General features: G+C 42.3%; 24 protein-coding genes and 1 other annotated feature. Of the genes, 16 read left to right on the forward strand and 8 right to left on the reverse strand.

Annotated features, from left to right (window positions below):
- Nucleotides 1-9 precede the first annotated feature (9 nt).
- From ACQKNS_RS09300 to ACQKNS_RS09310, 3 genes are all read left to right on the forward strand, one after another.
- Nucleotides 10-162: a hypothetical protein gene (locus ACQKNS_RS09300; RefSeq protein ID WP_427642281.1), complete on the forward strand. Its 153-nt coding sequence runs from the start codon at nt 10-12 to the stop codon at nt 160-162.
- Nucleotides 163-224: 62 nt separating this feature from the next.
- Nucleotides 225-764, forward strand: a complete 540-nt coding sequence (locus tag ACQKNS_RS09305; protein ID WP_427642283.1) for a hypothetical protein — start codon at nt 225-227, stop codon at nt 762-764.
- 341 nt (nt 765-1,105) lie between these two features.
- Nucleotides 1,106-1,309, forward strand: a complete 204-nt coding sequence (locus ACQKNS_RS09310) for a zinc ribbon domain-containing protein (protein WP_427642285.1) — start codon at nt 1,106-1,108, stop codon at nt 1,307-1,309.
- A gap of 72 nt (nt 1,310-1,381) precedes the next feature.
- Here the strand turns inward: ACQKNS_RS09310 and ACQKNS_RS09315 are convergent, their stop codons facing one another.
- Complete coding sequence (locus tag ACQKNS_RS09315; RefSeq protein WP_427642287.1) at nt 1,382-2,248, reverse strand: LysR family transcriptional regulator; 867 nt, start codon at nt 2,246-2,248, stop codon at nt 1,382-1,384.
- A 136-nt stretch (nt 2,249-2,384) separates the two neighbouring features.
- Here ACQKNS_RS09315 and ACQKNS_RS09320 point away from each other — a divergent pair, with 136 nt between their 5' ends.
- Nucleotides 2,385-3,518 carry an NADH-dependent flavin oxidoreductase gene (locus ACQKNS_RS09320; RefSeq protein WP_427642289.1) on the forward strand — a complete coding sequence of 378 codons (1,134 nt, stop codon included), beginning with the start codon at nt 2,385-2,387 and terminating at the stop codon, nt 3,516-3,518.
- 43 nt (nt 3,519-3,561) lie between these two features.
- Nucleotides 3,562-4,458 (forward strand): DMT family transporter, encoded by an 897-nt coding sequence (locus ACQKNS_RS09325; protein ID WP_427642291.1) that lies wholly within the window; start codon nt 3,562-3,564, stop codon nt 4,456-4,458.
- 34 nt (nt 4,459-4,492) lie between these two features.
- Here ACQKNS_RS09325 and ACQKNS_RS09330 read toward each other — a convergent pair whose 3' ends face one another.
- Nucleotides 4,493-5,896 (reverse strand): LysM peptidoglycan-binding domain-containing protein, encoded by a 1,404-nt coding sequence (locus ACQKNS_RS09330; protein WP_427642292.1) that lies wholly within the window; start codon nt 5,894-5,896, stop codon nt 4,493-4,495.
- Nucleotides 5,897-6,426: 530 nt separating this feature from the next.
- Here ACQKNS_RS09330 and ACQKNS_RS09335 point away from each other — a divergent pair.
- From ACQKNS_RS09335 to argS, 3 genes are all read left to right on the forward strand, one after another.
- A complete protein-coding gene (locus tag ACQKNS_RS09335; protein WP_427642294.1) occupies nt 6,427-7,458 on the forward strand; it encodes a fatty acid desaturase in 1,032 nt (343 codons plus the stop codon).
- 92 nt (nt 7,459-7,550) lie between these two features.
- Complete coding sequence (locus ACQKNS_RS09340) at nt 7,551-8,096, forward strand: response regulator (RefSeq protein WP_427642296.1); 546 nt, start codon at nt 7,551-7,553, stop codon at nt 8,094-8,096.
- A 67-nt stretch (nt 8,097-8,163) separates the two neighbouring features.
- Nucleotides 8,164-8,382: a binding site (T-box leader), on the forward strand.
- A 34-nt stretch (nt 8,383-8,416) separates the two neighbouring features.
- Entirely contained in the window at nt 8,417-10,096 is a 1,680-nt protein-coding gene (gene argS, locus ACQKNS_RS09345) for an arginine--tRNA ligase (RefSeq protein WP_427642298.1), read from the forward strand.
- Between the two features lie 202 nt (nt 10,097-10,298).
- On the opposite strand, the gene ACQKNS_RS09350 is transcribed toward argS, so the two are convergent.
- Nucleotides 10,299-11,480 (reverse strand): NAD(P)/FAD-dependent oxidoreductase, encoded by a 1,182-nt coding sequence (locus ACQKNS_RS09350; protein ID WP_427642300.1) that lies wholly within the window; start codon nt 11,478-11,480, stop codon nt 10,299-10,301.
- 38 nt (nt 11,481-11,518) lie between these two features.
- On the reverse strand, nt 11,519-11,950 hold the full coding sequence (locus ACQKNS_RS09355; protein ID WP_427642302.1) for a DUF1641 domain-containing protein: 432 nt from the start codon (nt 11,948-11,950) through the stop codon (nt 11,519-11,521).
- 316 nt (nt 11,951-12,266) lie between these two features.
- On the opposite strand from ACQKNS_RS09355, the gene ACQKNS_RS09360 reads away from it, so the two are divergent.
- The 3 genes from ACQKNS_RS09360 to ACQKNS_RS09370 all read left to right on the forward strand — a co-directional run bounded on the left by ACQKNS_RS09360 (nt 12,267) and on the right by ACQKNS_RS09370 (nt 16,959).
- Entirely contained in the window at nt 12,267-12,437 is a 171-nt protein-coding gene (locus ACQKNS_RS09360; RefSeq protein WP_427642304.1) for a hypothetical protein, read from the forward strand.
- A gap of 483 nt (nt 12,438-12,920) precedes the next feature.
- Nucleotides 12,921-14,960, forward strand: a complete 2,040-nt coding sequence (locus tag ACQKNS_RS09365; protein WP_427642305.1) for a hydantoinase/oxoprolinase family protein — start codon at nt 12,921-12,923, stop codon at nt 14,958-14,960.
- A gap of 34 nt (nt 14,961-14,994) precedes the next feature.
- Entirely contained in the window at nt 14,995-16,959 is a 1,965-nt protein-coding gene (locus ACQKNS_RS09370; protein WP_427644145.1) for a hydantoinase B/oxoprolinase family protein, read from the forward strand.
- Between the two features lie 190 nt (nt 16,960-17,149).
- On the opposite strand, the gene ACQKNS_RS09375 is transcribed toward ACQKNS_RS09370, so the two are convergent.
- Nucleotides 17,150-17,734: a DJ-1/PfpI family protein gene (locus ACQKNS_RS09375; RefSeq protein ID WP_427642307.1), complete on the reverse strand. Its 585-nt coding sequence runs from the start codon at nt 17,732-17,734 to the stop codon at nt 17,150-17,152.
- 149 nt (nt 17,735-17,883) lie between these two features.
- Here ACQKNS_RS09375 and ACQKNS_RS09380 point away from each other — a divergent pair, with 149 nt between their 5' ends.
- Both ACQKNS_RS09380 and ACQKNS_RS09385 read left to right on the forward strand, forming a co-directional pair.
- Nucleotides 17,884-18,315: an Lrp/AsnC family transcriptional regulator gene (locus tag ACQKNS_RS09380; RefSeq protein WP_427642309.1), complete on the forward strand. Its 432-nt coding sequence runs from the start codon at nt 17,884-17,886 to the stop codon at nt 18,313-18,315.
- A gap of 109 nt (nt 18,316-18,424) precedes the next feature.
- Nucleotides 18,425-19,255 carry an STAS domain-containing protein gene (locus ACQKNS_RS09385; protein ID WP_427642311.1) on the forward strand — a complete coding sequence of 277 codons (831 nt, stop codon included), beginning with the start codon at nt 18,425-18,427 and terminating at the stop codon, nt 19,253-19,255.
- 258 nt (nt 19,256-19,513) lie between these two features.
- On the opposite strand, the gene ACQKNS_RS09390 is transcribed toward ACQKNS_RS09385, so the two are convergent.
- On the reverse strand, nt 19,514-20,038 hold the full coding sequence (locus ACQKNS_RS09390; RefSeq protein WP_427642313.1) for a GNAT family N-acetyltransferase: 525 nt from the start codon (nt 20,036-20,038) through the stop codon (nt 19,514-19,516).
- Between the two features lie 157 nt (nt 20,039-20,195).
- Between ACQKNS_RS09390 and ACQKNS_RS09395 the strand changes: the two genes are divergently transcribed.
- Nucleotides 20,196-20,342 (forward strand): hypothetical protein, encoded by a 147-nt coding sequence (locus ACQKNS_RS09395; protein WP_141994063.1) that lies wholly within the window; start codon nt 20,196-20,198, stop codon nt 20,340-20,342.
- Between the two features lie 117 nt (nt 20,343-20,459).
- Nucleotides 20,460-21,425 (forward strand): quinone oxidoreductase family protein, encoded by a 966-nt coding sequence (locus tag ACQKNS_RS09400; protein ID WP_427642315.1) that lies wholly within the window; start codon nt 20,460-20,462, stop codon nt 21,423-21,425.
- A 397-nt stretch (nt 21,426-21,822) separates the two neighbouring features.
- Here the strand turns inward: ACQKNS_RS09400 and ACQKNS_RS09405 are convergent, their stop codons facing one another.
- Nucleotides 21,823-23,214 (reverse strand): hypothetical protein, encoded by a 1,392-nt coding sequence (locus ACQKNS_RS09405; protein WP_427642316.1) that lies wholly within the window; start codon nt 23,212-23,214, stop codon nt 21,823-21,825.
- 202 nt (nt 23,215-23,416) lie between these two features.
- Between ACQKNS_RS09405 and ACQKNS_RS09410 the strand changes: the two genes are divergently transcribed.
- Entirely contained in the window at nt 23,417-25,219 is a 1,803-nt protein-coding gene (locus ACQKNS_RS09410; protein ID WP_427642317.1) for a hypothetical protein, read from the forward strand.
- 100 nt (nt 25,220-25,319) lie between these two features.
- Here the strand turns inward: ACQKNS_RS09410 and ACQKNS_RS09415 are convergent, their stop codons facing one another.
- Nucleotides 25,320-26,012 (reverse strand): FHA domain-containing protein, encoded by a 693-nt coding sequence (locus ACQKNS_RS09415; protein ID WP_427642320.1) that lies wholly within the window; start codon nt 26,010-26,012, stop codon nt 25,320-25,322.
- Nucleotides 26,013-26,406 lie beyond the last annotated feature (394 nt).

The raw sequence follows: 26,406 nt of genomic DNA on the forward strand, positions 1-26,406 counted from the left end.
GGGTGTAAAATGAAAAAAAATAAGGTTCTGTCAATGGGGCTTATAGGATTCTCTTTATTTCTATTAGGCATGATCATTTCACAATGGACGGTTGTTGGCGTAGTGATCGGGATAGTCGGAGGGCTCATAATGGGGATCAGTTCCTACCTGTTCGCTAGTTAGTGGCTCCATTTACAGATAGCGATCTACGGAAATAATCAGATGGAGATGGAGTAGATTCAAAGATGGGAAAAATGCATGATAAACGAAAGTTAATAATTGTACTTATTATTGGAGCGGCATTAGGTTTCTATGTGTTCTCGGCATTCTCTGAAAAATTGACAAAATCAACAGATTTGACAGATGAATCCATCGGGGGATTTAAGGTTTTGGATAACATATCGAGTCCAGAATTCATTAGGGAATATGGAGAACCCATCGATCAAGATAATAATAATGCATATGATTATTATTATTGGAAAGGCGGGCTAAAAACGGCTTCTATCAATACAGACGAGGATAAAGGGAAAATCATGCGGTTAATCATTTCAAGTACGGATGACGATCTATTTGACAACCCCCTACAAACAAGCAAAGGCATTAAATTAGGAAGTAAGAAAGCGGACGTTCTTTCGAAGTATGGAGATCATTATTATAAAAGTTATGAACAGGGGGCGGATATTATCGGTTACATTGACCATAAACGGAATATCACTTTAGAATTTTGGTGTGTTCAAGGTGGAAGGGTTGCGGAAATACGGTTGGATGATGCAGAGGTCTTGTAATGCTTTTCTCGAGTGTCCTCGCTTAAAAGGGGTTTGGCCGTTTTCTCATTTATTCTGAAAGTTTCGCGTTATTCCCTCTTAACTATCTCTGCTGATATTTTGCTTTTTCGCCAGTTTATTGAATTTCTTTAAACGTTCTTTATCATTTTTAGCCAAAATAAAATTGCCCCTTGAATAAGGGACGGGTGTGTTAGCGTCAAATTTGCATAACTGGTGTATATTTTTCATCGAATACTGGAATTTATTTCCGTTCCATCCGTATATTTAATTGGGTACGGTGCTGGGGAGCGCCGGTATTTAGCGGCATTTATTATTTTTATAAATTTGGGAGATGAAGGATTATGAGTGAAAAAGGTTGTGTGAAATGCGGAAGCAATGATGCTGCCAAGAAGGATGTAGCCATGACAGGAACAGGGTTGTCAAAAATGTTCGATGTCCAGAATAATCAATTTACGGTTGTGTATTGCAAGAATTGCGGTTATTCCGAGTTTTATAATAGGCAATCATCTGCAGGCAGTAATCTGCTGGACCTATTCTTTGGATGATCACTGACATGACAAGAATCCCCTTTTTAATGAAAAGGGGGTTCTTGTCTTTTTTTTCATCATGTCAGCTCATTACCCGATGAAATGGTCTTGAACGACTTTTGTAAATTCCTTTGCGACGGGTGAAAGGTGTTTAGATGATTTCATGACCAAGCCTATCTCCCGGGAAAGTTCCGGATTCAAGGGCAGGCTTTTGATGCGTTCGGGTTTTTCCGGTAAAGCCAGGTCGGGCATAATCGTGATGCCTAATTTTCCTGCTACCATTGAGAGCACGGTTTGATTGTCTTTTATGTCGTATGAAATGTTTGGTTTTATCTTGGCTTCCAGGAATCTATCTTCTATGAGTGTTTCACAGCCAGATCGCAGCATGATGAATGGATGTTCAACGAAGTCTTCTAGGTTCAATACGGTTTTCCCTGAAAGTGGATGGCCTTCGTATACGACAGCTGATAAAGGATCATTTAGCAGAGGGATGAATTCCGCGTTCTTCACCGGTTTTGCTGCAAAGCCGATGTCCACTGTTCCTTCTTCGATCCATTTTAAGATTTCCTCATATCCACCTTCATGAATCAGCAAATCGATATTAGGGTATTTTTCTTTAAAGGCAGAGAACAGCAAAGGTATGAATCTGGCAGTGAAGCTTGGAAAACTGCCGATCGTTATTTTCCCGATTTCCATTCCATTCACAGCTGCAATTTTTTGTTCGATATGTGCAAGGTTGGCGGCGATGGCCCGCATATGTGGAATGATCTGTTCTCCCGCAGTCGTGAGAGTAATACCTTTTCGGTCACGCTTTAATAAAGTCACACCAAGTTGCGTTTCAAGTGCTGTAATGTTATGGCTGACGCCTGATTGAGTCAGTCCGATCCGGTCTCCCGCTTTCGTAAAACTTCCGTGTTCAACAACATGTAAAAATACTTCCAGTTGAAAAAAATTCAAATGCCCCACACCTTTCCTTCTAATTGATTATACATGAGAAACTCTAATCTAAATGATGAAAAACATTCATTTTACTTATGAAGTGGTCGGGAATACAATAAAATCACAAAAATAATATACGAATGGGTGATGAAAAATGATGAAACGGAAATACGGGCAAATTTTTTCACCGTACACGCTTTCTAATGGAACGGTTCTTAAAAACAGGATTGTTGTTGCGCCAATGACCACTTATTCAGGTCAAGAAGATGGCTTGGTTTCTGACGAGGAATTAGCTTACTATAAAAGAAGGGCAGATGGACCTGCGATGTTCATTACAGCCGCTGCCGCCATTTCCCCTGTTGCAACAAGCTTTCCCCGGCAAATGAAAGTGTATGATGAACAAAGCATCGCTGGACTCACAAAGCTTTCAAAAACAATCAAATCGAAAGGTGCAAAAGCCATTCTCCAGCTTCATCATGGCGGAAGCGAGAGCCTGCCAAGCTGTACAGGCGGAGAAAAAATGGTTAGTCCGAGCGGAATCATTGCAAGCGTTTATCAAGAAATGGGCGGGGAGTATATTCCAAGGTCAATGGGCCACACCGAGATTCTATCCACTATTCAAGACTTTGGAAGAGCCACCCGCCATGCCATTCGTTCAGGATTCGACGGCGTGGAAATCCATGGAGCGAATGGATATATCCTTCAGCAGTTTTTCTCACCCCACTCTAACAGACGGAGAGATCATTGGGGAGGGAGTTTGGAGAATAGAATGCATTTTCCACTTGCCGTCATCTCGGAGGTGAAGCGGATCCGTGATCAATACGCAGACAAGGAATTCGTTATTGGGTATCGCTTCTCCCCCGAAGAACCGGAAGAAGGCGGATTGAAAATGGATGATACAGCTGCAATGGTAGATAAATTGGCAACTCAGGGGCTTTCCTATTTACATCTTTCTGTTAAAAATGTCTGGTCCATGCCTAGAAGCGGATTGAACAGGGGAGTGACAAGGACCGAAATTCTCCGCGATATCATCGCTGGCAGGACCAGTTTCATATCACTTGGATCGATTCATACTCCAGAGGAAGCAAATGCTGTGCTTGAGAAAAATATACCGCTTTTCGCATTAGGAAGAGAATTACTGATGGAACCGGACTGGGCCGCCAAAATAAAAGAAGGAAGGGAAGACGAGATCATGACGACATTGCCGCGTGATAGCAGATGTACATTAATGATTCCCAATCAAATGTGGGCAAATATCATTACTCGTGACGGCATGCCAGAGAAATGATAGTATGAATGTAAAAAATGGAAATTTTATGAGGGGAAATTAAATGAATAAAATAGCACTTTTTCAACTGTCTCTAGCCATGACAATCTTTGGTTCTGTCGGTTTCTTTTCTGAACTATCAGGACTTCCTGCATTGGAACTGGTTTTTGTTCGCTGCATTTGTGCTGCCGTATTCTTATGTGCAGCATGGATGATTACAGGCCATTTCAAGAACGAAATATGGAATTCCAGAGAGGTAATGCTCATCATTTTTTGCGCGGTGACCAATTTGTTAAACTGGATATTCCTTTTTAAATCTTTCGAACTGATATCCGTGACAATAGCCATTTCGCTCTATCATTTAGCCCCGATCATTGTACTCATTTTCGGGAGCTTCATCTTCAGGGAGAAAATGGGCTTATTCTCCATCCTGGCCATTACCCTTTGCTTCATTGGCACATTATTCATTATGGGAACAGATGGATTTCGATCATCAACCCCTGAATGGGAAGGGATCATTTATGGGATCATTGCTGCATTTTTCTATGCGGCAACCATGCTTTTAGGAAAGAGCATTTCAAAGACCAGTGTATACGCGACCACTTTTTTGCAAATGTTCATTGGATTTCTATTACTGATTCCTTTTGTCGATTTTTCAGTTTACACAACACTAAAATCTTCCGAGTGGTTTTATACGGTACTTACCGGCATCATCCATACAGGCGTCGTGTATCTTCTGTTTTTTAATAGTATCCGCCATTTGCCTACAAATGTAGTATCTTTCATGATTTTTGTCGATCCGGCAGTGGCCATCCTTTTGGATATTCTGCTTTCAGGATTTCAACCGGACAGGATTCAAATCTTGGGCATTTCATTGATATTCATCGGTGTGCTCTATTCACTTAAGACGACAAGACCGACTGAAAAGGATGTCATCGAAAAAAGGCCTTACACAATGTGAGGCCTTTTTTCTTTATCGTTTTTCTATCAATCTATTAAAAATGATATACATCCCAAATGTCAGGGGTTTCTGATCCAAGGTACCAAGCGGATACACCGCCTAAATGATTTTGGTTTACCAGGTCAATACGGAGCTTCATCGATTTTTTATCTTCTATCCATATTTGATGCTTTTCCCCTTTGGAAGTATACTCCACGTAATTTTGTTGAGTCTTTTTATCCCATGCCTTTTTAAGTTTATGAGATGAAATGATTTTGTTGACCTCAGCCATGGTACGGTCATGACTTTTCACTTTTTTGGTCGATAAATCGGTTACCCATTCTCTCGTATAAAATGGAACGGCCAATATGATCTTATGGGCAGGTACTTCTTTCATCAAAAGCTTGGTTCCTTCTTTGATCCAGGGCAACGAGGAAACGGACCCGGCTACTGGGCTCCCTCCCCAATGCTCGTCATAACCCATTATGATGATGTAGTCTGCTATTTTGCCAAGAGCTTTCCTATCCAGGCTTTTTGACCAAAAAGGGTCTTCATTTTCTCGGGTGACATCCACGGATACTTTAATTCCATGCGGTTTTAGTGCCTTTTTCAGTTCGCCTATGAAAAGTACAAAGTCCTTCTTGTTTTTTGGATCGATGTTTTCAAAATCTACATTTATTCCATCACTTTTAGTTTTAACAAGTGAATCACGTAAAGTTGAAACTAATTTCTGGCGTTTTCTTGTATTGCCTAGTACAGAACCAGTTAAAACAGGGTCAAATTGATTGCCGATAAGCTGCCAAACTTGTTTTCCTTGTTTATGGGCGTTTTGGACGAATTTTGCATCCGCAGAAACGGAAACGAAATTACCTGAATCCTTCAGCGTATAGGAACGGGGAGATACTACATTTAAATTAGGCTGTTTAATTTGTTGGGTGTAGTTTTCTTTCGATCCATTATGCGTCCAGCCCATGACGATAGGTTTTTGCGCCTTTTTTTGAATCTGGGATGTCTTTATCCATCCCTTTTTACCATCAAGCAATTGAACCTGGTAGTAATAATCAGGAATCTTCAATTTTTGGCCAACTTTAAGGGTAACCGTATGTAAGTTGTTTAATTTCGTCAAATCACTTGTGGTTACCTTATATTTAGTAGAAATCTTCCACAATGTATCTCCTGATACAACCTTATGGATCTTATATTTCTGGGGAACCTTCAGGTTTTGGCCAACCATTATTTCGGTCGAGGTTAATTTATTTTCTTTTTGTAGCTCACTTAGTGAAACACCATATTGATTTGCTACTTTCCATAATGTGTTACCAGCCTTTACTTTATGGATGATAGGCCCCGCGGAATCCCCAACGGAAGTAGAGATGAGGGGAAACTCCTCGCCCTTTTTTAAGGGCTTTAATTGAGTGGAACCTAATTTAGGAGAACTAAAAACTTTTGTATTGTCCACTTTAACAGAACCTATGTAAAGGGTTTTGCTTGATGAATTACCACTGGTTGGAAAGAGGCATGCACAAAGAAGGCTTAATATAATAAAACATCCAAAGAATTTTTTCACAATTATTTTATTCCCCTTTGTAAAATTTAACTTTACTAGTTTACTATGGAGAATCGCCATAAAATAGAGGTACATTGTGGAAAGGCCCTATATAGAAGAAAAGAGTGGATCTAATGAGGATTCTGTGTTGCAGTTCCACTCTATGGTAGGGCGGATTATTTCTGCTTACTGCTGGGAATATAAGCCTGATATTAACAGTCATGTTCTTAAAGGTAGAATGCCTGTTATTTCAAGATAACGAAATCCTGCTCATATGAACAGGTCAATCGGTTTTTACTGGTTGGCCTTTTTTACGCTTGCCGTTGAAAATACTTGTACATGACATTTGTCATCTTCTAGTCATGACACCTGGTACTAATAAATTCAGGTTGCTTTCTTTATAATATGAAATAACGACAAATAAAAGGAAGTGCAATTGACTAATGACCTTGCAAAATACGAAAAACTTGAGAAAACAAATTGCTCCTTTTGAACAATCAACGACAAAGCAAAGTATATGGCAGATCGTCAATACCTTGGTGCCGTTCATCATTTTATGGTACCTAGCATATATAAGTCTTTCCGTTTCTTATTGGTTAGCTTTAATTCCAGCTGTGTTTGCTGCTGGCTTCTTGACAAGGATATTCATCATTTTTCATGATTGTACGCATCACTCATTTTTCAAGAACCGCCGTGCGAATAGAATAGTCGGTACGATCATGGGTGTTTTGACTTTATTCCCGTTTGATCAATGGGGACATGATCATTCTGTGCATCACGCAACAAGCGGTAATTTGGATAAGCGGGGTACAGGGGATATTTGGACCCTTACGGTGGATGAGTATTTGGCTGCACCGCTTAGAATTCGTTTTGCCTATCGTTTTTATCGCAATCCATTTGTTATGTTTGGTTTGGGACCGATTTATGTTTTCCTTCTTAAAAACAGATTCAACCGTAAAGGCGCTAGAAAGAAGGAAAAAATGAACACGTATTTGACGAATGTAATAATCGTCGCTTTAGTGGCATTGCTTTGCCTGGCAGTAGGCTGGCAGTCGTTCCTTCTGGTACAAGGTTCCATCTTCATGATTTCTGGTTCAGTGGGCATTTGGCTGTTTTACGTCCAGCATACATTCGAGGACTCTTATTTCGAAGTGAATGAGGAGTGGGAATATGTATTGGCGGCAGTGGAAGGAAGTTCTTTTTATAAGCTTCCAAAACTGATGCAGTTCCTTACTGGCAATATCGGATACCATCATGTTCATCATTTAAGTCCAAGGGTACCTAACTATAAATTGGAAATGGCGCACAATAATACGGAGCCTTTAGAGAACGTTCCAACGATCACTCTTGCGACAAGCTTGCGCTCACTCCGTTTCCGTTTATGGGATGAGGAATCCAAGAATTTTGTCAGCTTCAAGGACATTAAATATTTAACGAAAAAAAGTGTCCCCGTTCAAGTGAAATCTGAACTGTAACGGTCATTATCATTCCAGACTCCCTTCATAATCCTTGGATTTTGGGGAGTCTTTGCTTCATATTAGGAACTCGATAAAGGAGAGAACTTAAAATGATTCGAATTGTCATTGCAGAGAATCAGCAAATGCTGTTAGAGGCAATAAGTTCTCTACTCAATCTTGAAGAAGATATAGAGATTGTCGGGAAAGCCAGCAATGGGGAAGAAGCGATGGCCCTTGTCCGCCATTTACAGCCTGATGTGTGTATCATGGATATGGAGATGCCTGTAATGAGCGGACTTGAGGCAGCAGAAGCATTAAAGTCATATGCATGCAAAGTGGTCATTTTAACGACATTTCGAAAGACTGGTCATTTTCAACTTGCATTGAAAGCTAATGTAAGTGGTTATTTATTGAAGGATAGCCCGGGTGAAGAGTTAGCCTGCTCGATTCGCGGCATAATGGGCGGCAAGCGAATTTACTCCCCAGAACTTATAGATGATTCTCCCGGCAATAATGACCGGGAAATGGGAGTGTTAGGGCTGTTGGCCGATGGTCAATCCAAAATGGAAGCGTCCAATAAGCAAAGCGACACAATGGGGACAGTAAGGAAATATTTTTCGGCCATCAAGGATAAAATGAAGGTGCCGGCTGGTTAGGATTTGTTTCTAAAATCCTGTTGACACGTATTTTTAAATTGTGTACGATGGATTAAATTATAATATTGAAAATTCTGTGATGAAGAGAGTAGTTCATTTCGAAATGGAAAGCGAGTTAGGGATGGTGGGAGCCTAATGCAGGACGGATGAATGAAGCGCACTTTGGAGAAATTTCTTGAAACGTTTAGTAGGGAACATCGGGGAGTCACCTCGTTAACAATGGAAAGTGGTCACAATTTGTGGCAACTAGAGTGGTACCACGGGAATTCATGCTCTCGTCTCTTATTTAGAGGCGGGGGCTTTTTTGTTTAGGAGGGAAAATGTCGATGAATAAGCCAATTGCAGAATTGATTTCAACTGCTTTGAACAATGAAATGCCAGCAAGTGATATAGAAAAATTAATGGAAAAGCCTAAATTGATGGAATTAGGTGATGTCGCCTTTCCATGCTTTACTCTTGCAAAGAAATTCAAAAAATCGCCTCAAGTGATTGCGTCTGAAATAGCCCAGCAATTGAACAGCGAGTTGATTCAAGAAGTGAACGTTGTGGGTGGTTATCTGAATATCTTCGTCAATCAACAGATGGTGACGGAAAACGTGCTGCAAACGATATTAAAGGAAAAGGATCAGTATGGTTCTCTGCAGCCTGTACAGGAAAATGTCGTGATTGATTACTCATCCCCGAATATCGCCAAGCCTTTTTCCATGGGACACTTACGCTCAACGGTCATAGGGAATGCACTGGCTAACATTGCCGAAAAAAATGGCTACAATGCCGTGCGTATTAATCATTTGGGAGATTGGGGCACGCAATTCGGCAAGTTGATCGTCGCGTATAAGCTGTGGGGCGATAAAGAGGCCATCGAAGCTGCGCCGATCCAGGAATTATTGAAAATCTATGTGAAGTTCCATGAAAGAGCTGAAACGGATGAATCGTTGAATGAACAAGCACGCGCCAGCTTCAAGTCGCTTGAAGATGGGGACGAGGAAGCACTGGCGCTGTGGAAATGGTTCAGGGATGCGTCTTTAAAAGAATTTGAGACGATTTATGATTTATTGGGCATCCGTTTTGACTCCTATGCCGGCGAAGCATTTTACAATGACAAAATGGATGCTGTTGTCGGGGAGCTAAAAGAAAAAGGCTTGCTTTCCCTATCCGAAGGTGCCTATGTCGTGGAATTGGAAGATATGCCTCCTTGTCTGATTACGAAAACCGATGGGGCGACACTTTATGCGACGCGTGATTTGGCTGCAGCCATGTATCGTAAAAAACAGTATGGGGCGAAGAAAACATTTTATGTTGTCGGAAATGAACAATCCCTGCACTTTAAGCAACTTTTTAACGTCATTGAAAAAATGGGATATGATTGGTCAAAAGATTTGCAGCATGTAGCATTTGGCATGATGTTAAAAGACGGCAAGAAAATGTCGACACGTAAAGGGAAAGTCGTGCTGCTAGCGGATGTATTGGCAGAGGCGATCGAAACGGCGAAGCGCAATATTGAAGAAAAAAATCAAGCGCTTGAACAGAAGGAACTGGTTGCAAGACAGGTTGGTGTAGGGGCGGTCATCTTTAATGATTTAAAAAATAACCGCATGAACGATATTGATTTTTCATTAGAGCAAATGATGAATTTTGAGGGGGAAACGGGTCCATATGTACAGTACACATTTGCACGGATTTCCTCATTGCTTGAAAAAGGTGAATTTAAAGAGCAGGCAATCACTTTTGAAGCTTTAGGAGAATATGCGTGGCCTGTCATCCAGCTGTTGGAGCAATACCCGATCATTGTCCAAAAATCATTTGAACAAGCCGATCCTTCTCAAATCGCCAAATTCAGCCTGCATTTATCGCGTGCATTCAATAAGTATTATGCACATTCGAAAATCTTGGTTGAAGATGAATGGAAACAAATGAAGCTATCATTCGCTTTTTCTGTAGCGATTGTATTAAAGGATGCGCTAAGTTTATTGGGAATTTCTGCGCCGAATAAAATGTAAGTTCAAATATCCCTGTAAAAAAGAATCCATTTCGATCTTTCGAAATGGATTCTTAAAAATGATGACATCGAAGATCGTGATATAAAGTGAAAGATGGCGGGAACCCTATAGCGGGTGCCCGCCTTTTCGAAATGAAAAATGCCCTTACTCCCAAATGGGAATAAAGGGCATGTACCCGTGAACAGATCACGGCGATAATGAATTAATAAGCCAGGCTGAATAGGGCTTTGATGTGTGATAGATAGCGAACATTACTTGCTTCTTTCATCAATGTAGCCGGCAGGCCTTTAAGGGAAGTGTTATTGGCCCCAACGGTTGCCACCGCATCCTTACGGCCCAGGCTCGCAAGTGTACCTGAGTTTACAGGTGAAAATTCTTCAAGTTTCTTGCCTTCAAAGGCTGCATAAAGGTTGTATCCGACTAGCTCACCCATTTGCCAAGCATTTTGTGCAGTAGGGGCGTATGGACGGCCGCCTTCTGGAGGGAACGCAACGGCACTGTCCCCGACAACGAATACGTCAGGATGGGATTTGGATTGCAAATACTCATTAACGGTCGCTTTGCCGCGATCCACTTCAAGGCCTGATTCGCCTACGATAGGAAGAGCCGCAACTCCGCCTGTCCATACAAGCGTATTGGCCGTTATCGTTTGTCCATCTTTCAATTCGATTTGATTTCCTTTAACACCCGTTACAGGCAGACCTGTCAAGAATTCAACGCCGCGTGCTTCCAAGCTTGTCATCGCACGTTCGATCAAGTGGTCAGGCAGGACCGGAAGGATTTTTGGACCAGCTTCTACAAGCTTGATTTTCAAGTCCTTGAAGTCCACTCCGAATTTTTTGGCGATTTTAGGGAAATGGTCCACGATTTCACCGATTAACTCGACACCCGTCAATCCGCCGCCGCCGATCACGATGGTTGCGTCCGCTTCATTATTCGTTTGTGCATATTCGCGGATGCGATCTTCGATATGTTTGTAAATCTTGTTTGCATCGTTTACGGATTTCAGGACCATGCTGTTTTCCTCAAGTCCCGGAATGCCGAAGAATCCTGTTTGGCTTCCTAAAGCAACAACCAGGGCATCATAAGATAAAGTGGAACCATTGGCAAGTTTCACTTCTTTGTTATCGACGGAGAAAGACTTCACTTTGGAAATGATAAGGTCGATATCTTTTCCTTTGAAAAGCTTTTCCAACGGAATGGAAACGGCTTGTTCAGAAATGGATCCGCCTGCAAGACGGTGCAATTCAGTGATGATTTGGTGTGTTGGAAATTGGTTCACCACTGTAACCTGTACTTCATCTTTTTTGTAATATTCACGTACGGATAAGGCAGATAGCAATCCAGCGTAACCTGCACCTAAGATGACGATTTGTTTTGACATAGTTAATCCCCCGTCCTTACTGATTGAAAGTTTTCAAATTATTTTTGGTTTTTATGTTCTGAAGAGACTTCAAGAAAAGCTTGGGCGAAACGGAAAAGTTTTTGTGCTTGAGGGTCTTTCATCATTCTTAACAGACCAAAAAGACCGATCACGTCATGATTCACTTCAGCACGATCCTTGGCTTCGATGGCAGTAGCCGCAAGCCCTTTCACTGAATGGACTACAGGTGTCGCGATCTCTGAAATGGCGCTGACCGTATCATTTTTCAAAACATCATCAGTCGCAACCGATTGAGCGAAATCATAAGACTTTGTTAAAATATTCACTAATTCAGTTAGTTTTGGTAACTGCTCAACTAAAGTGTTCAATGATTCCTGAACCTCAGGCTTTAATAATTGGTCCAGTACATCTAATTGTTTTTGGCTGGCATTAAGTTGTTCAGCTTTTGATTGGGTAATCGTTTCTGACATATCCAATTCTCCTTTGCAATAAGCGTTTTGTTGATGTAAATAGAAAAACTTGTAAAATATTACACAATGTGTGGCAAGAAAAATACTAACAAAAATGTAATAAAAGCTAAACTATAGTATATCCCTTTAGTTCCATGAAAACAGCTGATTTTTAAAAAAAGATTCATAAAATAATCTTTTCTCGCTTATTTAAGTACAGATTCTGCTGGAAGATTCCATTCTTTACCTAAAATGGCCTTTGAGGGTGTCTAACAACATCGCCTGTCATACATATATCCATCTTGATTTGCCATCCTAAATGATGGAGGTGAAAAATGTGACTGATTCAGAATCTACACTTACAGAAGAGAATGATGATAAGAGGGGTAATAAACTGGTTGGCAGTATGGAATATACCAAAGCACAACTATTGGAAGGGATGAATGGAATTTCTGAAGTTTACCTCAAAAGCAGTGAGGAAGGCACATCGGAAACACCTGATAAATAATCATGTTGTGTAAGCATGGAGAAACAGTCAGGGGTACTTGATTTCACTGATTTTTGTACGCTTCTTAATCCTGAAAGTTGTTTGACTATTCTAAAAATAACCTTGACTTTATGATGGATTGACGTAAGATAAAGTATATAGCCATAGTGAACAGGGAGTTTTTATCTAGCGAATACTACTCTGTCATCGCCTTAAAGGGACTTGGTGATTTAAAAGATGAATGCTATAAATAACTGTCGAATCTAATAGACTTCGCTGCCCAGCGAAGCTAAACCTAGATCAAAAACCAGTTATATCAATGATTTCTTATTGATATGACTGGTTTTTTTATTTCATCATTCATCTTGTTCCTTTTTTGGCCTAAGAAAATCCAGCGGCTGGCTGACACTCTTTCACACAGTTCCATTAAGCGGTGAAATGGGCACGAAGCAATGTCAAAAGGTATGAATTTATTTTAAATCTTGTAGCAGAGGTGGGAATTAAATGATAGGTACGAAGCAAACTAGGCTCGCAATTGATGTAGGGGGAACATTTACGGATGTGTTCGTTTTTGATGAAAGCACGAAGGAAATTTCCATCACGAAAACATCGTCGACTCCTCTGAATCCCGAAATCGGCATTTTGGATGGAATTGCAAAGGCGGAAATAGATTGTGAAAATATTAAAGTATTTTCCCATGGTACAACAGTGGGCACCAATGCCTTGATTGAAAGGAAATTGCCAAAGACAGCATTGATCACATCCGCTGGATTTCGGGATGTATCGGAAATCCGCAGAGGAACCAAGCTTGAGTTATGGGATACATATGATGATGTAGCCAAACCGTATATCCAAAGAAGAGACCGTTTTGAAGTGGAAGAGCGAATCGATTTTGCAGGGAATGTCTTGACGGAAATCAATGAAGAGGAAGTACGGTCACTGGCAAGGAAATTAAAAAGGCGCGGTACCGAATCCATTGCGGTTTGCTTCATGAACTCGTATGTAAATGGAAGCAATGAGGCGAAAGTGAAACGAATCATCCAGGAGGAGCTCCCGGACGTTTATATATGCATTTCAAGTGAAGTCCTTCCTGAGATTTTTGAGCATGAGCGCATGAGTACGACGATCGTCAATGCGGTTTTAGGACCGACTGTCAGCAACTATATTAAAACCCTTGAAGGTGAAATGACTAAACGGGGGTATGAGGATGACATATTAGTGCTTCACTCCGGCGGAGGGGTAATGACATCCCAAACGGTACCCCGTTATGCGGCAAGGCTTGCAAGTTCCGGAATCGCCGCAGGTGCGATTGCCAGTAAACATATCGCCCAGCTTTGCGGGTTCAATCATGCCATCGGGCTGGATATGGGAGGAACGAGCACGGATATTTCCTTGATGCATGATGGTGATTTGCGGATTACTAAAGATTGGTATATCGAGTATGGATATCCGATCGGTTTCCCAAGTATCGAAATCTTGACGATAGGGGCAGGAGGAGGAAGCTTGGCTTGGGTGGATGAAGGCGGTTCATTACGCAATGGCCCTCAAAGTGCAGGAGCGGTTCCTGGACCTGCTTGCTATAGCAGGGGTGGCGTGGAACCGACCAATTCCGATGCGAACATTGTATTGGGACGACTTGGCACAAAACTATTGGACGGACAAATGGAACTTGATAAACAAAAAGCGATTGAAGTCGTGGATAAGATCGCCAAGAAATTCGATTATACGATTGAAGAAGCGGCGAATGCCATCACACGGGTGGCCAATGCCAATATGTGTGATGCGCTAAGGCTGATTTCAGTCAGAAGGGGATACGACCCCCGCGACTTTGCACTTGTGGCTTTCGGCGGGGCAGGCCCATTGCATGGGGCGTACCTGGCCAAGGAAATGGATATTCCGACTGTCATCATCCCGCCGCACCCGGGTGTTGCCGCCGCAATGGGATGCCTGTTGGTCGATGTTCGTCATGATATATCCAAAACCTATGTCAAGAATGTCAAGGATGTATCATTAAAGGATTTAGAGAAGGAATTCATCGGAATGGAAAAAGAGGCCGCGGCGTTATTGCAAGAAGAAGGGGTAGCTAAGGAAGCTTCCACATTGGTGCGCTATATTGACATGAGGTATATGGGACAGTGGCGTTCATTGGCGATAGAAGTCGATTGCCCGATTTCTTCAATGGAAGAGACACTTGACCGTTTCCATCAAGAGCATGAACGGGAATTTTCTTTCTCCGATAAAGAACAGACCGTGGAAATATACGGGCTGCTCGTTACGGCTATCGGAACTGTGCCAAAACCTGAGTTCCCGACTTATGAACCAGGGGGCACACTTGCTGATGCCTTGAAAGAAACGCGTGATGTCTATTTCGAAGAGGAAGGGTATGTGACTACGAACGTGTATAACCGGGAACTCATTCCGGCCTTTTCTGAAATCTCGGGGCCTGCCATAGTCGATCAGCTTGATACAACGACTGTCATTCCGCCAAATTTCACGGCAAAAGTTGATAAATACAGAAACTTGATTCTTTCCCAAAATAAATAAAAAGAGGTGGATCTCATTGTCGAATAAACAGTTAATGGACCAATCTGGAGTTGGAACAAGTTTAGATCCGGTGACATTTGAAGTGATAAAAAATGGCTTCGTTAACCTTGTGGATCAGATGGCTGAACAAATCCTTCGGACATGCTATTCCTTCGTCATTTATAATCGGGATTTCAGCTGTGCGCTTTGTGATGCAGAAGGGAATACAGTCATGCAAGGCACGCAGGATATATCGGTCCATGTTGGGACACTGCATCTAACGGCAAAGGCGGTGCTCGAGGACTTCGAGGGTGATATCCATCCCGGGGACGTATTCTTGGTCAATGACCCGTATCGGGGCGGTACTCATTTCAATGATACAAGGGTTCTCTTGCCAGTCTTTCATGGTAACAGGCTCATTGCATTCATGCAGACGAATGGCCACTGGGCAGATATGGGCGGCTCGACACCTGGCTCATTCGATATCAATGCCAAGGAACATTTCGGCGAGGGAGTAAGGATTCCGCCGCTAAGGATATATAGTAAAGGAACATTTCTAAAAGATGTGGTCAATGTGGTCGTTTCGAACATGCGCGTCCCTGAGGAACGTGTCGGCGATCTTCGGGCTCAAGTGGAAGCGGCCAAGGTAGGCGAACGCCAGCTGTTTGCCATCATCGAGAAGTATGGAATCGATACGACTTTGTCTGCCTTTGCGGAAGTGCAGAATTATGTGGAGCGCTTGGCAAGGGCCAAGGTTGCGGCTTTACCGAATGGAACCTGGGAAACCGTTGATTATATTGATATGGACCCGGAAGCCGGGGACGGCCTGATTCCGATCCGTGTTAAGATGACCATCACGGATGACGAGATCCATTATGATCTTTCAGGATCGCATTCTTATATCGGCTGCTTTTTGAATGCCGGTTTCGGGGCATCTTTATCAGCTGCATACTCGGGAACCAAGACATTCTTTCCTGAAATACCTCTGAACTCCGGCTTTTACAGGGTGGTGAAGATCGAGCTCCCGGAAAACTCCGTCGTCAATGCGCCGGCTCCGATTGCCGTAACCGGTTTTTGTTCAGGGGCCTATGAAAAAATCATGAGTGCGTGCTTCGAACTCTGGTCCAATATCATGCCGGAAAGAGCCATCGCATGCTCATTTAACCTGGAGTATTTACTTATCGGCGGTTGGGATCAACGCCAGGAGCAAGATAAATACTTCATGTGGTATGACTGGATGGCCGGCGGTCATGGAGGCCGCTATGACCGGGACGGTGTGAATGCCACTTCGCCGACATTCGGTTTGGGCCTAAGTGTACAGCCTTGCGAAGGGCAAGAAAGATTATCACCTGTCGTGACGATGAAGCATGAAATCATCACCGACTCTGCCGGGCCGGGGAAATACCGCGGCGGGTGCGGTGTAGAAAAGGGCGGTACACTCACGAATGTCAAAAACACCGTCATGTCCTATTGCTGTGACCGTTCCCGTTCAATAACATGGGGGATTTTTGGGGGACTGCCTTCTTCCCCGCATGGAGCATGGCTGAATCCGGGCAAGGAAGACGAACGCTATTTAGGTGCGATTTTCTCAAATGTGAAAGTGCAGCAAGGAGATTCCTTTGTACGCCCATCCGCTGGGGGCGGGGGACTGGGAGATCCGCTTGAAAGAAGTCCCGAAGATGTTTTGGAAGATGTGATCGATGAGTATGTTTCAATGGAGCGAGCCAAAAAAGATTATGGAGTCGTAATCAAGGAAATCGATAAAGATCTCGATTTATTCGAAATAGATGTTGAAGCAACAGAACAAGCGAGGTCGTATATCAGGAACAACCGTAAACAATGGCTTGAGGAAAACATACAAAGCGTCGAAGATAAATTCGCCAATGGCGAGCTGGATAGTCTGGATGTCATTCGCCAGTATGGTGTCATCATCGATTATGCAACGAATAAAGTCCTGCCAGAATCAACAAAACAGTTCCGTGAATCCATGAAAACCCGTTCATTGGCTTATTGGAAGTAACGTGAAAAAGGTTCCGAATTCATTCGGAACCCCTGACTGCAGATGAACTCGAAAAAAACGAGTTTGCCTGCAGTTTTTTTCTAAGAAAACTTGAAGTTGATTGGAACGGTTGGAAGGAGACCCCGAGGCTCAAGCCGAGAAGGCTCCCCGAACGCCCGCGGAAAGCGAGTGACTGGAGCGGAAAACAACCTTAATGGAAACCCATCAACTCCTTCACATGTTTACAATTATCTTTGGAAGTGAGCATTTCCAAGAGCATAAAGGCAACATCGAATGCTGTGGAAGGATTGTAGGATGTAATGATATTGTCCGTGATGACAATCGGTTCATTAACGACAATCGCACCAAAATCTTTTAGCTGACCCTGTCTTTTACTTGTTGGATGGTTGTATGTTGTGGCCTTTCTTCCATTCAATATCCCGCTTTTTCCTAGTGGGAGAGAACCGACACAGATGGTTGCTATGATTTTGTTCTTATCATGAAAATGCTTGATCACATCAAGAAACCTCTGATCATAGGCATCCTCATAGAAACCGGCTTCTTCAAAACCTCCTGGAATGGCCAAAGCATCGAAGTCATCAAGGTTCACTTGATCGAGGGTCAATTCGGGCTGCACGATGAAATTCCATGTGCATGTCAATTGTTCATGAAGTCCTGCCGTAACCAGATCAGTCGTACCATCACCCTCTAATTTATTCCAGCCCAATACATCTGTAAACACACTTGCTTCAACCGCTTCGAATCCATTGGATAGCAGCAGCAATACTTTTTTCATCGTGAATCCCCCTTATTTATATTTGTATTTATTATATAAAAAGCGAATTCCCTAATACATACGATAAATTACGTAATCATTTCATTTCAGTTTATTTTATAATGTATTTATGTGAATTCATTTAATAATAAAAAGTGGGAGTGATTGAATTGGATCGAACGGATAAAAAGATCCTTTCCTTGCTGGAGAATAATGGGCGCATGTCCATGAAAGAACTGGCACAGGAAGTTTCCTTAACGGCTCCAGCAACGAAAGAACGTGTGAATAAATTAGAGGAAAGCGGAGTGATAAAAGGATATAAAACGGAAATATCACTTGAAAAACTTGATAGGAGCATAACGGCATTCATATTATTCGAAACGGATAGATGCAAAGACTTTTATCAATTTAGCTTGAACCATCCGGAAGTATTGGAATGCCACCGCTTAGCCGGTCAATACAGCTATTTGATTAAAATAAGTACATTTTCCATGGAAACACTGGAAGACTTCGTCGATGAAGCCATTCAATATGGGAAATCGTCCACACATCTAATATTTTCTTCCGCATTGAAAAATGTTTTTTCTGGTGAGGAGATGTAACCGGTTTTTATTTTATATAAGGAGCAATTAGCAGGAAAAAACTCCACCCATATAGAAAGTAAATAGTAACAAAAATCACAGTTGGAGTTCAAAAAGGGAGTGGGGAAGAGTGAGTTTTGTTTATGAGGAAGAAAAGTTTATGGATTTCCTTTTGCAGAATAAAAGTGAGTTCGAAGAATATCTTTTATCAGCAGCGGTCAATGTCAGGGATAAAATCGAAGAAATCCTGCTGATTGGAAATGTCGACCTTTTGAATAATGCACATAAGCTCATCCGTTATATAGTGGAACGGAATGAAACGGATATGATTACCTTTGCCGAACAAGAGGGAGCTACATGGGCCACCCACTCCTTGACGCTTTCATTCAAGCTGGAATGGATTCAAGCCCTCCGCAGAACGCTTTGGACCTTTCTATATAAGTTTGAACAAGAAAAGAAAGCGTTTATTGAGGATTCCAAGGTCTTTTTTGATTTAGAGAAAATAGTGAATGAAAAGGTTGATGTATTTCTTAAATCCTTTTTCGTCAGTTACTCAGATTATAAAGACAAATTGATTCTCGCTCAGCAAAACTTGGTGGAAAATCTATCCGTCCCGATCATTCCAATCACTTCCACCACCTGTGTCCTTCCGTTAATTGGGACAATCGATTATTCACGAATACAGATAATCGAAGAAAAAGTATTGATGGAGATAGGGAAACTGCGGATACAGACATTGATCTTGGATTTGTCCGGTATCATCGAAATGGAAGTTGAGATGATCAATGACTTGATGAAAATCCTCGATGGAACGGCAATGATGGGGTGTAAAGCTGTTGTGACTGGATTACGCCCAGAGGTTGTTACGAAAATGATCCGTTCAGGGATTCAGCTCGATAATAAAGCAGAAACAATGGGTACGCTGCAGCAGGCTTTGAAGAACTATCTTATAGTCACCTAAATCTTGAAGTTGGGGTCGCCATGTTTGGTGACTTTTTTTTGTAGGTAATATGGAATATATAGGTAATTTATTTACCGTTTTTTTCGACTTGGATAAGTAATTGGAATGGGGAAACGGATGCTCCGAACAGAACCGAATAAGTTTCAGTTGATTTCGGGAATCCGCTCCCTTTCCGCCGACTGTCTGCCAGCCTCATCAAAGCAAACGTTTCGGGGGTCTTGGCTAGACATTTATTCGGCAGGAGTGTTGCAAATTTATTCACTTCAGCAAGGAATACACATATGTATCATGAGGGATACCATTTTGGTAAATATAACTCCTTAATATTCCTTCCTGAATGAAGCCCAGCTTAAGCAAGAGCTCACTTGATGGCTGGTTTTCCAGAAAAACGACCGCGCCGATGCGGGTTAAATCAAGGCCGTTGAAACCGTAAGCGATCATTTCTTTAAGAGCTTCTGTCGCAAATCCTTTCCGCCAATGTGCTGGATGGATTTCATAACCGATTTCCGCCCGTCTGTATTTGGGGCTATAGGCATGAAAACCGATGGTACCAATCAACTCCTTTGTATCTTTTCTTTCAATTCCCCATCGGATAGCACGTTTTTCACGATAGTTTTTCGCAAAAGACGCTATGATATCCTTCGCCTGTTCGACATTTTCCAATGAATCCTGGCCATAAAAGCGGGTGACTTCATCTTTTGATAAGCATTGGAAGACAGCTTCCGCATCCCCTTCATGAATTTCCCGAAAGCGTAACCTTTCCGTGTTCAATACAGGAAACATGTTTTTCCCTCCTCATATATCAGTTTTACATCTATTCGGCCTCCGCGACGGTTTTTCCTTTATTATGAAGTGCCTATTTTGCCGGTATTTTCGGTGGTAATCGGACAAGCTAACATTAGTTCAACATAAATAGCTTTGAATGAAGGGGAGATAGATGATGGGAAAAAAACATCGTAACCGTACCGGTTCACCGAAAAAGAATAACCATATTCCGAAAGCGGACATCATTGCAGAACATGAAGCACACGGTAAGGAATATTCTGCGAATAAACGAAAGAACGGCCCTGGTTCCAATACAGATTGAGTAAACTTAGTGACCGCTCTCGCCTTTAAAGGGCAGGGCGGTTATTTGTGTTTCTTGCCACCAAAGGGTTCATCCTATATCTTAAAGAATGAAGAAGCATTGAAGGGAGTTAGGATGATGAAAGCACTTGTCTTTGATGATTTCGGCGGGCCGGAAGTTCTGTCTGTAAGGGAAATGGCAGAACCTGAACATTCTAGAACAGCCGTGATCGTTCGAATGAAAGCAATCGGATTGAATTTTGCTGATGTATATAGAAGGAAGGGGAATTATCATTTGGTAGGTGATCCCCCATTCATTCTAGGTTATGAGGGGGCAGGGGTCATCGAATATGCCGGGGAAGATGTCCATCATGTGAAAGTCGGTGATCGTGTCGGATTCGCTGATGTTCCCCATGCCAATGCGGAGCTGGTTTCAGTTCCAGCTGATAAACTGTTACCTCTGCCTGAGGGCATTTCCTTTGAAACGGCCGCATCGGTTTTACTTCAAGGATTGACTGCCCAATATTTAACCCATGACAGTCATCAAGTTAAAGCAGGTGAAACCATCCTGGTCCATGCCGCAGCTGGTGGAGTCGGTCAATTATTGACACAGATGATCAAGATGAAGGGCGGTCAGGTCATTGGCTTGACCTCATCAAATGATAAAGCGGCTGTTGCCAAACAAATGGGTGCGGATCATGTTTTCCTTTACGGATCGGATTGGGTGGATTCCGCCAAAGCTGTAAACGGCGGTAAAGGCGTTGATGTCGTTTATGAATCAGTGGGACAAACCTTGATGGATAGTTTCGAGGCGACCAAGACTGGAGGAACTGTTGTATTTTTTGGGATGGCAGGCGGTGATCCAGAGAAAATCGATCCAAGAATGTTAATGGATACATCAAAAGCATTAATAGGCGGGGACCTTTGGAACGTCCTGACTACCCATGAAGAACGGACAAGAAGAACAGCAGAGCTGTTCCAATGGATTATGGCGGGGGAAATCCTCATCAAAGAACCGACTCTTTTCTCTTTGGAAAATGGGGCGGATGCACATAGACATCTTGAAAGCCGGAAAAGTTCGGGGAAAATATTATTAATGCCATAACAAGACATGTGGGCTTTCCATTTTAAATGGGGCCCATTTCTTTTACCCGTATAGCTGCATGCCTAGATTCAACACCTTATTCATACTGATGATCAAAACCTTTTTCAGTTCCTTTATATAGCCCCATTCTTAGACCTTTAGGATAACTCCAGATAAATAACCTTGCCCATGCAGGGGTCGTGGCCTGCCGTTAAAAAAAACGGCTGACCAAGTTCCCTTATCCACAAGATCCATATGCAACATACGAATTCAGGGGAGAAATCCACAATGGGCCAATGACCAAGCCACAATCGTCATTCTGCAATTCACAGTCGGCTTTCCTTACAAGCAAAAAAAAGAGAACGAATCCGTTCTCTTGGAAAACAAATGACATATTAAAAGGCGTACACCTTTGCTTTTAAGAGGAAATGGAAAGAACGTCGAGACGCTCCTTTTGGATCGCAAAATAGGATTGGAGGGTTTCCTTTTTCTTAGTGAGAGGGAAGTTCCGGTCAGCCGGGGCAACTGCATGATTGCCGTATTTAAGAAGCAAGGTCAACAGTCTGTCCAACTGGTCATATGTATCATTCCTGATGCGCGTTATATATTCGGCCGCGGCCTGCTTATCAGCATCGGTACTTTTCCTTATTCCTTCAGCCCGGAATTCTTCTGTCACTGTCTTTACACGGGAAATGAGCCACGTTTCGCACCAGTCGTTCAGTACATGACGGATGAAGTCTGCTTGATGGTATTTTTGGTGAATGGGCTTGATATGTTCAGCCATTTCCAAATCATTCACTTCCCGGCAGTGAGCTTTCTCGGAGATGTTTCTATGAAAATGAACGCGTTCAAGCAGGCTTTTGATGGATTCTGCCTGGTGGGCATACTTGACCATCTGTTCCAATGTTTCATTGTACATGATCTTGCTTAAATAAGCAGAGGCTTGTTTTGGGGCAAGAAGTAACTGCTCATTGGCAGGAATCGCCTGGCCAAATTTCTTAAGTGAATGAGAATAGACGAAACGGGCTAACTTCTGCAGTTCCTTTTGGATATCAGTGGAGATGTTTTTCGTTTCCTGCAGAAATGAACGGAAGATATATTTGCCTACCCGTTCCAATTCCCTGCATACAGAATCATTGATATGCCCAAGGTAGCCAGAGTTAAAAACCGTTCTCCGCAGCCATGTCCGTTCTGCCCTATTTTCCTTATACTGCTCCAAGACGCCTTCGGTAAAGATGAATACCAGAACTTCTTTCTTTGAAAAAGCCCTGCTAGCAAAAGAAATCGTCACTACATGGCCTAAAGCGTCATGGATGGCATCGACTGCATCCAATAAGCGCTTCCTCGTGAATGGCGAGTTGGAATCAGGAACGATTTCATGATAATCGAAAAGCACTTCTTCAGACTTCAAAACGGACATTCGGAAAGCGCCCATAAGCAGCAGCCGTTTTCCATGAATCGTTAAGGTTTTGAAAGCATCGCAATAAAAGAATCGGTATTTCTTGCAATAACGGTCTGTCTTTCTGTTATAGCCAAGATTACTTGCAGGACCAAGGTTAAACTTATATAAAGTATCTTCACCTTGATGAACAGGCACAAACACTTTTTTTAGTGATCCTTGTGGTGCGGTGAATTTAGTGATGATCTGCCTTAAGTACTTTTCTGTCGTTCCGACTCCTCGGGCCATCATATGAAGCGGGCTTTGGATGACCCCGTCCCAATCACTGTGGAGCAAGGCGTACAAGCACGTATCGAATTCAGTGGAAGATACATTTCTTAATAGGTATTGGTAAGTTTCTTCATAAATCATAAGGCTTCGGCCCCCTTTGGCTTTTATCTTTTTCTAGAGTCTATATAAACTTTGAATCGATAAAAGTAGCATCTTTGGAACAATTGATTCCGGTAGTTTTTTTACGTTAGTTCGATATATTTAAAAAATAGTAAATTAGTTGTACATAAGTGATAAAATGGGTATATGGGAACATACATGACAAGGAGAGATTTTTAAAACCATGATACTTTCACTGCTCGTTTTCATCTTGAAAGGAATTTTATTGAAAATGCCATTTGCGATATTGGGGCTTTCCTTGATTCCGCAGAGATGGACAAATGCAATCGCCAAAAAGGAGATACCTTTTTTCATTGAACAGGTGCTTAGACTTTTAGTTTCTGCTGCCATACTTTTTTTCGTTATCGATATCATGCTGCTGGACCTCACTCCCGCTGCATTCTTTTCGAGTTTTGCCATTATTCTAGGGCTCATTCTCATCATCGATTCAAGCATATATGTGTACAGTGCCAGTGAATCTTCAAGCACCCGACGGAATCGTAGGGGAAATGAAGCTTTGAAGCAACCAAAAACACCTTGGAATGTACATTTCAACAGTTTGCTGGGTGTCGTTTTGATAGTGGCATGGGTCATCATGCTGTTTTACCCGATCACATTTGCCGCTGATCTGCACGGATTGGCGAAGGTCGATAAGAAACAAGAGCTGGAGGAAGTTCAAGATATAAAAACCATGCCGCTTGTTACAGTGAAAATGGCTGACGCAAAAGGCGATGCAGCGATTAATAAAATAGAAAATGCATCATATTTCACTGAAGGCGAATACCGTCTAACCAATATCAATGATGAATTGGCTTATACATCCCCCATTGAAATGGACGGGTTTTTGAAAGCCGGGAAAGCGGAATACACGCCAGGTTATAATCTGATTTCCGCCGTATCGACGGATAAAGGGGCAAGTACTGTCAAAGGGAAGATGCTGTATGCTCCCTCACAGTACCTCGATCATGATTTGGAAAGAACCATCCGCAAGGCATATCCGAATAAAATCATCCATGATTCCTATTTGGAACCGAACGAAAATGGAAAGCCTTTCTTCGTAGCTTCAGTCGGACATTATTTGAAATACCGCAGCGGTCCCGTAGTGGACGGGGTGGTATTGGTGGATCCGGAAACGGGGGACACGAAATACTATCCAAAAGGAAAAGAACCTGAATGGGTAGATCGGACATTCACATTGGAAACAGCCCTGGAATATTGGACCTACTGGGGAAAATATGTTCACGGGTGGAAAAACCAGTCCCTGATTGGACCGAAGAAAGATGTCCTGATTCCTAATGAGGATAATATGCAAGTTACGTTTAACGAAAAAGGCGAATTGATTTATGTAGTGGACTTTACCCGGGCTAAATCAAAAGGCAACTCCAAAACCCTTGTAGGGTATGGTGTGTTCAATGCCAAAACCGGTGAAATGACGTACTATAAAGGCGTCACGTCCGTTCTGACTGGAAAGGAGGCAAAATCCAACGCAAATGCGAGTGAGTTTTTGTCTAAATATCCAGGCTGGAAAGCCACTAATGGAATTTTCTATACGATATACGGTGCTCCCACTTATGTGATTCCGGTTACAAAGGGCAGCAAGTTCCAAGGTGTGGCAATCGTTTACGCCAATAGCGATAATCCCCAAGTGGTTTTTGGGAAAACGAAAGACGAAGCTTTCCGCAATTATAAAAAACTGATTTCCTCTTTAGGGAAGGTGAGCGGTGTGACGCCTCAAAAAGGCTTTGAGATGAAAGAAATAAAGGGGAAGGTAATAAGGATCAATGATGCCAATCTCTCCAATGGATACGTATTCCATTTAATCGTCGAAGGCAATGCCAAGAGGTTCTCGGTGGACCCTGGTGTCAATGCGCTATCAGATATTGTGTTGACGAATGTAGGGGACCGGGTTGTGCTGAAGGTGATGGATATGGAAGAAGACATCGTTCCAGTCGATGAATTCACTAATCTGGACTTACCGAAGAAATGATAATGGACCGGCCGGACACCTGCCTGCCGTCTTCGATATAAACATGAAAAAAAGCATTGTTTTCAGCAATGCTTTTTTTCATATCTTCGTATGATTGTCATTATAAGTCCGATAGATTGAATGAATGGATGGATTCCATATAATATCCTTTTTGAATGACGGCTTTTATTGCGAAGTGCCCATTTATCCGTTTCCGCACCCGGTACAGCAGTGAAGCGATTTCTTCTGCCGTCACAATTTGCTCGGGATCACCGATTCTCTCTGGCCATACTTGCTGGACAATCTCTTCCTTAGAAATAAGGTTGTCCAAATTTTCATAAAGCAGCTTAAAGCAATTGAATTCCTTTGTCGGCATTTTAATGGGTGCTTCTTCATTGATGATCACGGTCTGAAGGTGCTCATTGATAGTGACGGTTTGCAGGAACTCGGGGTTCAACGGAGTGAAATCCCTTGTTAAATCGTTGTCGATGGAAATCATGAATTCAATCAGTCCATTGATCAAAGTAATCGAATCCCCCGGTTCAATGTGACAGGGATTGCCCGGCACGAGCGGCATCTGGTTCACCGAGGTACCGTGTTTACTTGCCAAATCCTCAATGAAGAGCTGTCCTTCCTCCATATAAATTCGGCAATGTTCCCTGGAAACGAAGTCATTGTAAAGCTTGAAATCAGCTTTGGAGTGCTGGCTTGCACGGCCGATCAGCAAGCTTTTCCCTTCAAAAACATAAGCGAATTCCTCGGTTTGGCCTTTGTGCAAGGCTCTTAATACAACCTTGAAAGTTTTATAGATCATTCACTTCATACCCCTTAAAAAGTCTGAATATTTAAATTATTTTTATGGATTTATCATTTTGGCTACATGGCTGTTTAGCGGGTTCAATTTTATAATTATAAATTATCAGTCGCTTACTTACTAACGAAAAATACAAATTAGGCATAAAGCCATTATAACAAAGTCGAATGAAGGATGAAGAAGAAACTCTATTTTGGCTGATGTTCGCTTTGACTGTGGGAGGAGTGCTTCCTCAAAGCCGGACAGGCAGCACCGGAAGAAGTTTGCGATGAAAATGTACCTTGCGCTTGTGGAAAAGGAGTTGACCAAAGGTGAGTATGTGGAGAGATAGGATAAATGCCTTCAGCATCCTGCTGATGATCATTAGTATGATCGTATATATTATTTTTCCCCA

This window comes from Peribacillus sp. NPDC094092 (assembly GCF_050279365.1).
Classification (GTDB): domain Bacteria; phylum Bacillota; class Bacilli; order Bacillales; family DSM-1321; genus Peribacillus.

Coding starts and splice junctions, on each gene's coding strand:
- ACQKNS_RS09410 (WP_427642317.1), top strand. CDS start 23,417: ATGATACTTTCACTGCTCGTTTTCATCTTGAAAGGAATTTTATTGAAA.
- ACQKNS_RS09365 (WP_427642305.1), top strand. CDS start 12,921: ATGATAGGTACGAAGCAAACTAGGCTCGCAATTGATGTAGGGGGAACA.
- argS (WP_427642298.1), top strand. CDS start 8,417: ATGTCGATGAATAAGCCAATTGCAGAATTGATTTCAACTGCTTTGAAC.
- ACQKNS_RS09405 (WP_427642316.1), bottom strand. CDS start 23,214: ATGATTTATGAAGAAACTTACCAATACCTATTAAGAAATGTATCTTCC.
- ACQKNS_RS09310 (WP_427642285.1), top strand. CDS start 1,106: ATGAGTGAAAAAGGTTGTGTGAAATGCGGAAGCAATGATGCTGCCAAG.
- ACQKNS_RS09375 (WP_427642307.1), bottom strand. CDS start 17,734: ATGAAAAAAGTATTGCTGCTGCTATCCAATGGATTCGAAGCGGTTGAA.
- ACQKNS_RS09390 (WP_427642313.1), bottom strand. CDS start 20,038: ATGTTTCCTGTATTGAACACGGAAAGGTTACGCTTTCGGGAAATTCAT.
- ACQKNS_RS09350 (WP_427642300.1), bottom strand. CDS start 11,480: ATGTCAAAACAAATCGTCATCTTAGGTGCAGGTTACGCTGGATTGCTA.
- ACQKNS_RS09300 (WP_427642281.1), top strand. CDS start 10: ATGAAAAAAAATAAGGTTCTGTCAATGGGGCTTATAGGATTCTCTTTA.
- ACQKNS_RS09355 (WP_427642302.1), bottom strand. CDS start 11,950: ATGTCAGAAACGATTACCCAATCAAAAGCTGAACAACTTAATGCCAGC.
- ACQKNS_RS09370 (WP_427644145.1), top strand. CDS start 14,995: ATGGACCAATCTGGAGTTGGAACAAGTTTAGATCCGGTGACATTTGAA.
- ACQKNS_RS09335 (WP_427642294.1), top strand. CDS start 6,427: ATGACCTTGCAAAATACGAAAAACTTGAGAAAACAAATTGCTCCTTTT.
- ACQKNS_RS09340 (WP_427642296.1), top strand. CDS start 7,551: ATGATTCGAATTGTCATTGCAGAGAATCAGCAAATGCTGTTAGAGGCA.
- ACQKNS_RS09325 (WP_427642291.1), top strand. CDS start 3,562: ATGAATAAAATAGCACTTTTTCAACTGTCTCTAGCCATGACAATCTTT.
- ACQKNS_RS09415 (WP_427642320.1), bottom strand. CDS start 26,012: ATGATCTATAAAACTTTCAAGGTTGTATTAAGAGCCTTGCACAAAGGC.
- ACQKNS_RS09320 (WP_427642289.1), top strand. CDS start 2,385: ATGATGAAACGGAAATACGGGCAAATTTTTTCACCGTACACGCTTTCT.
- ACQKNS_RS09395 (WP_141994063.1), top strand. CDS start 20,196: ATGGGAAAAAAACATCGTAACCGTACCGGTTCACCGAAAAAGAATAAC.
- ACQKNS_RS09400 (WP_427642315.1), top strand. CDS start 20,460: ATGAAAGCACTTGTCTTTGATGATTTCGGCGGGCCGGAAGTTCTGTCT.
- ACQKNS_RS09305 (WP_427642283.1), top strand. CDS start 225: ATGGGAAAAATGCATGATAAACGAAAGTTAATAATTGTACTTATTATT.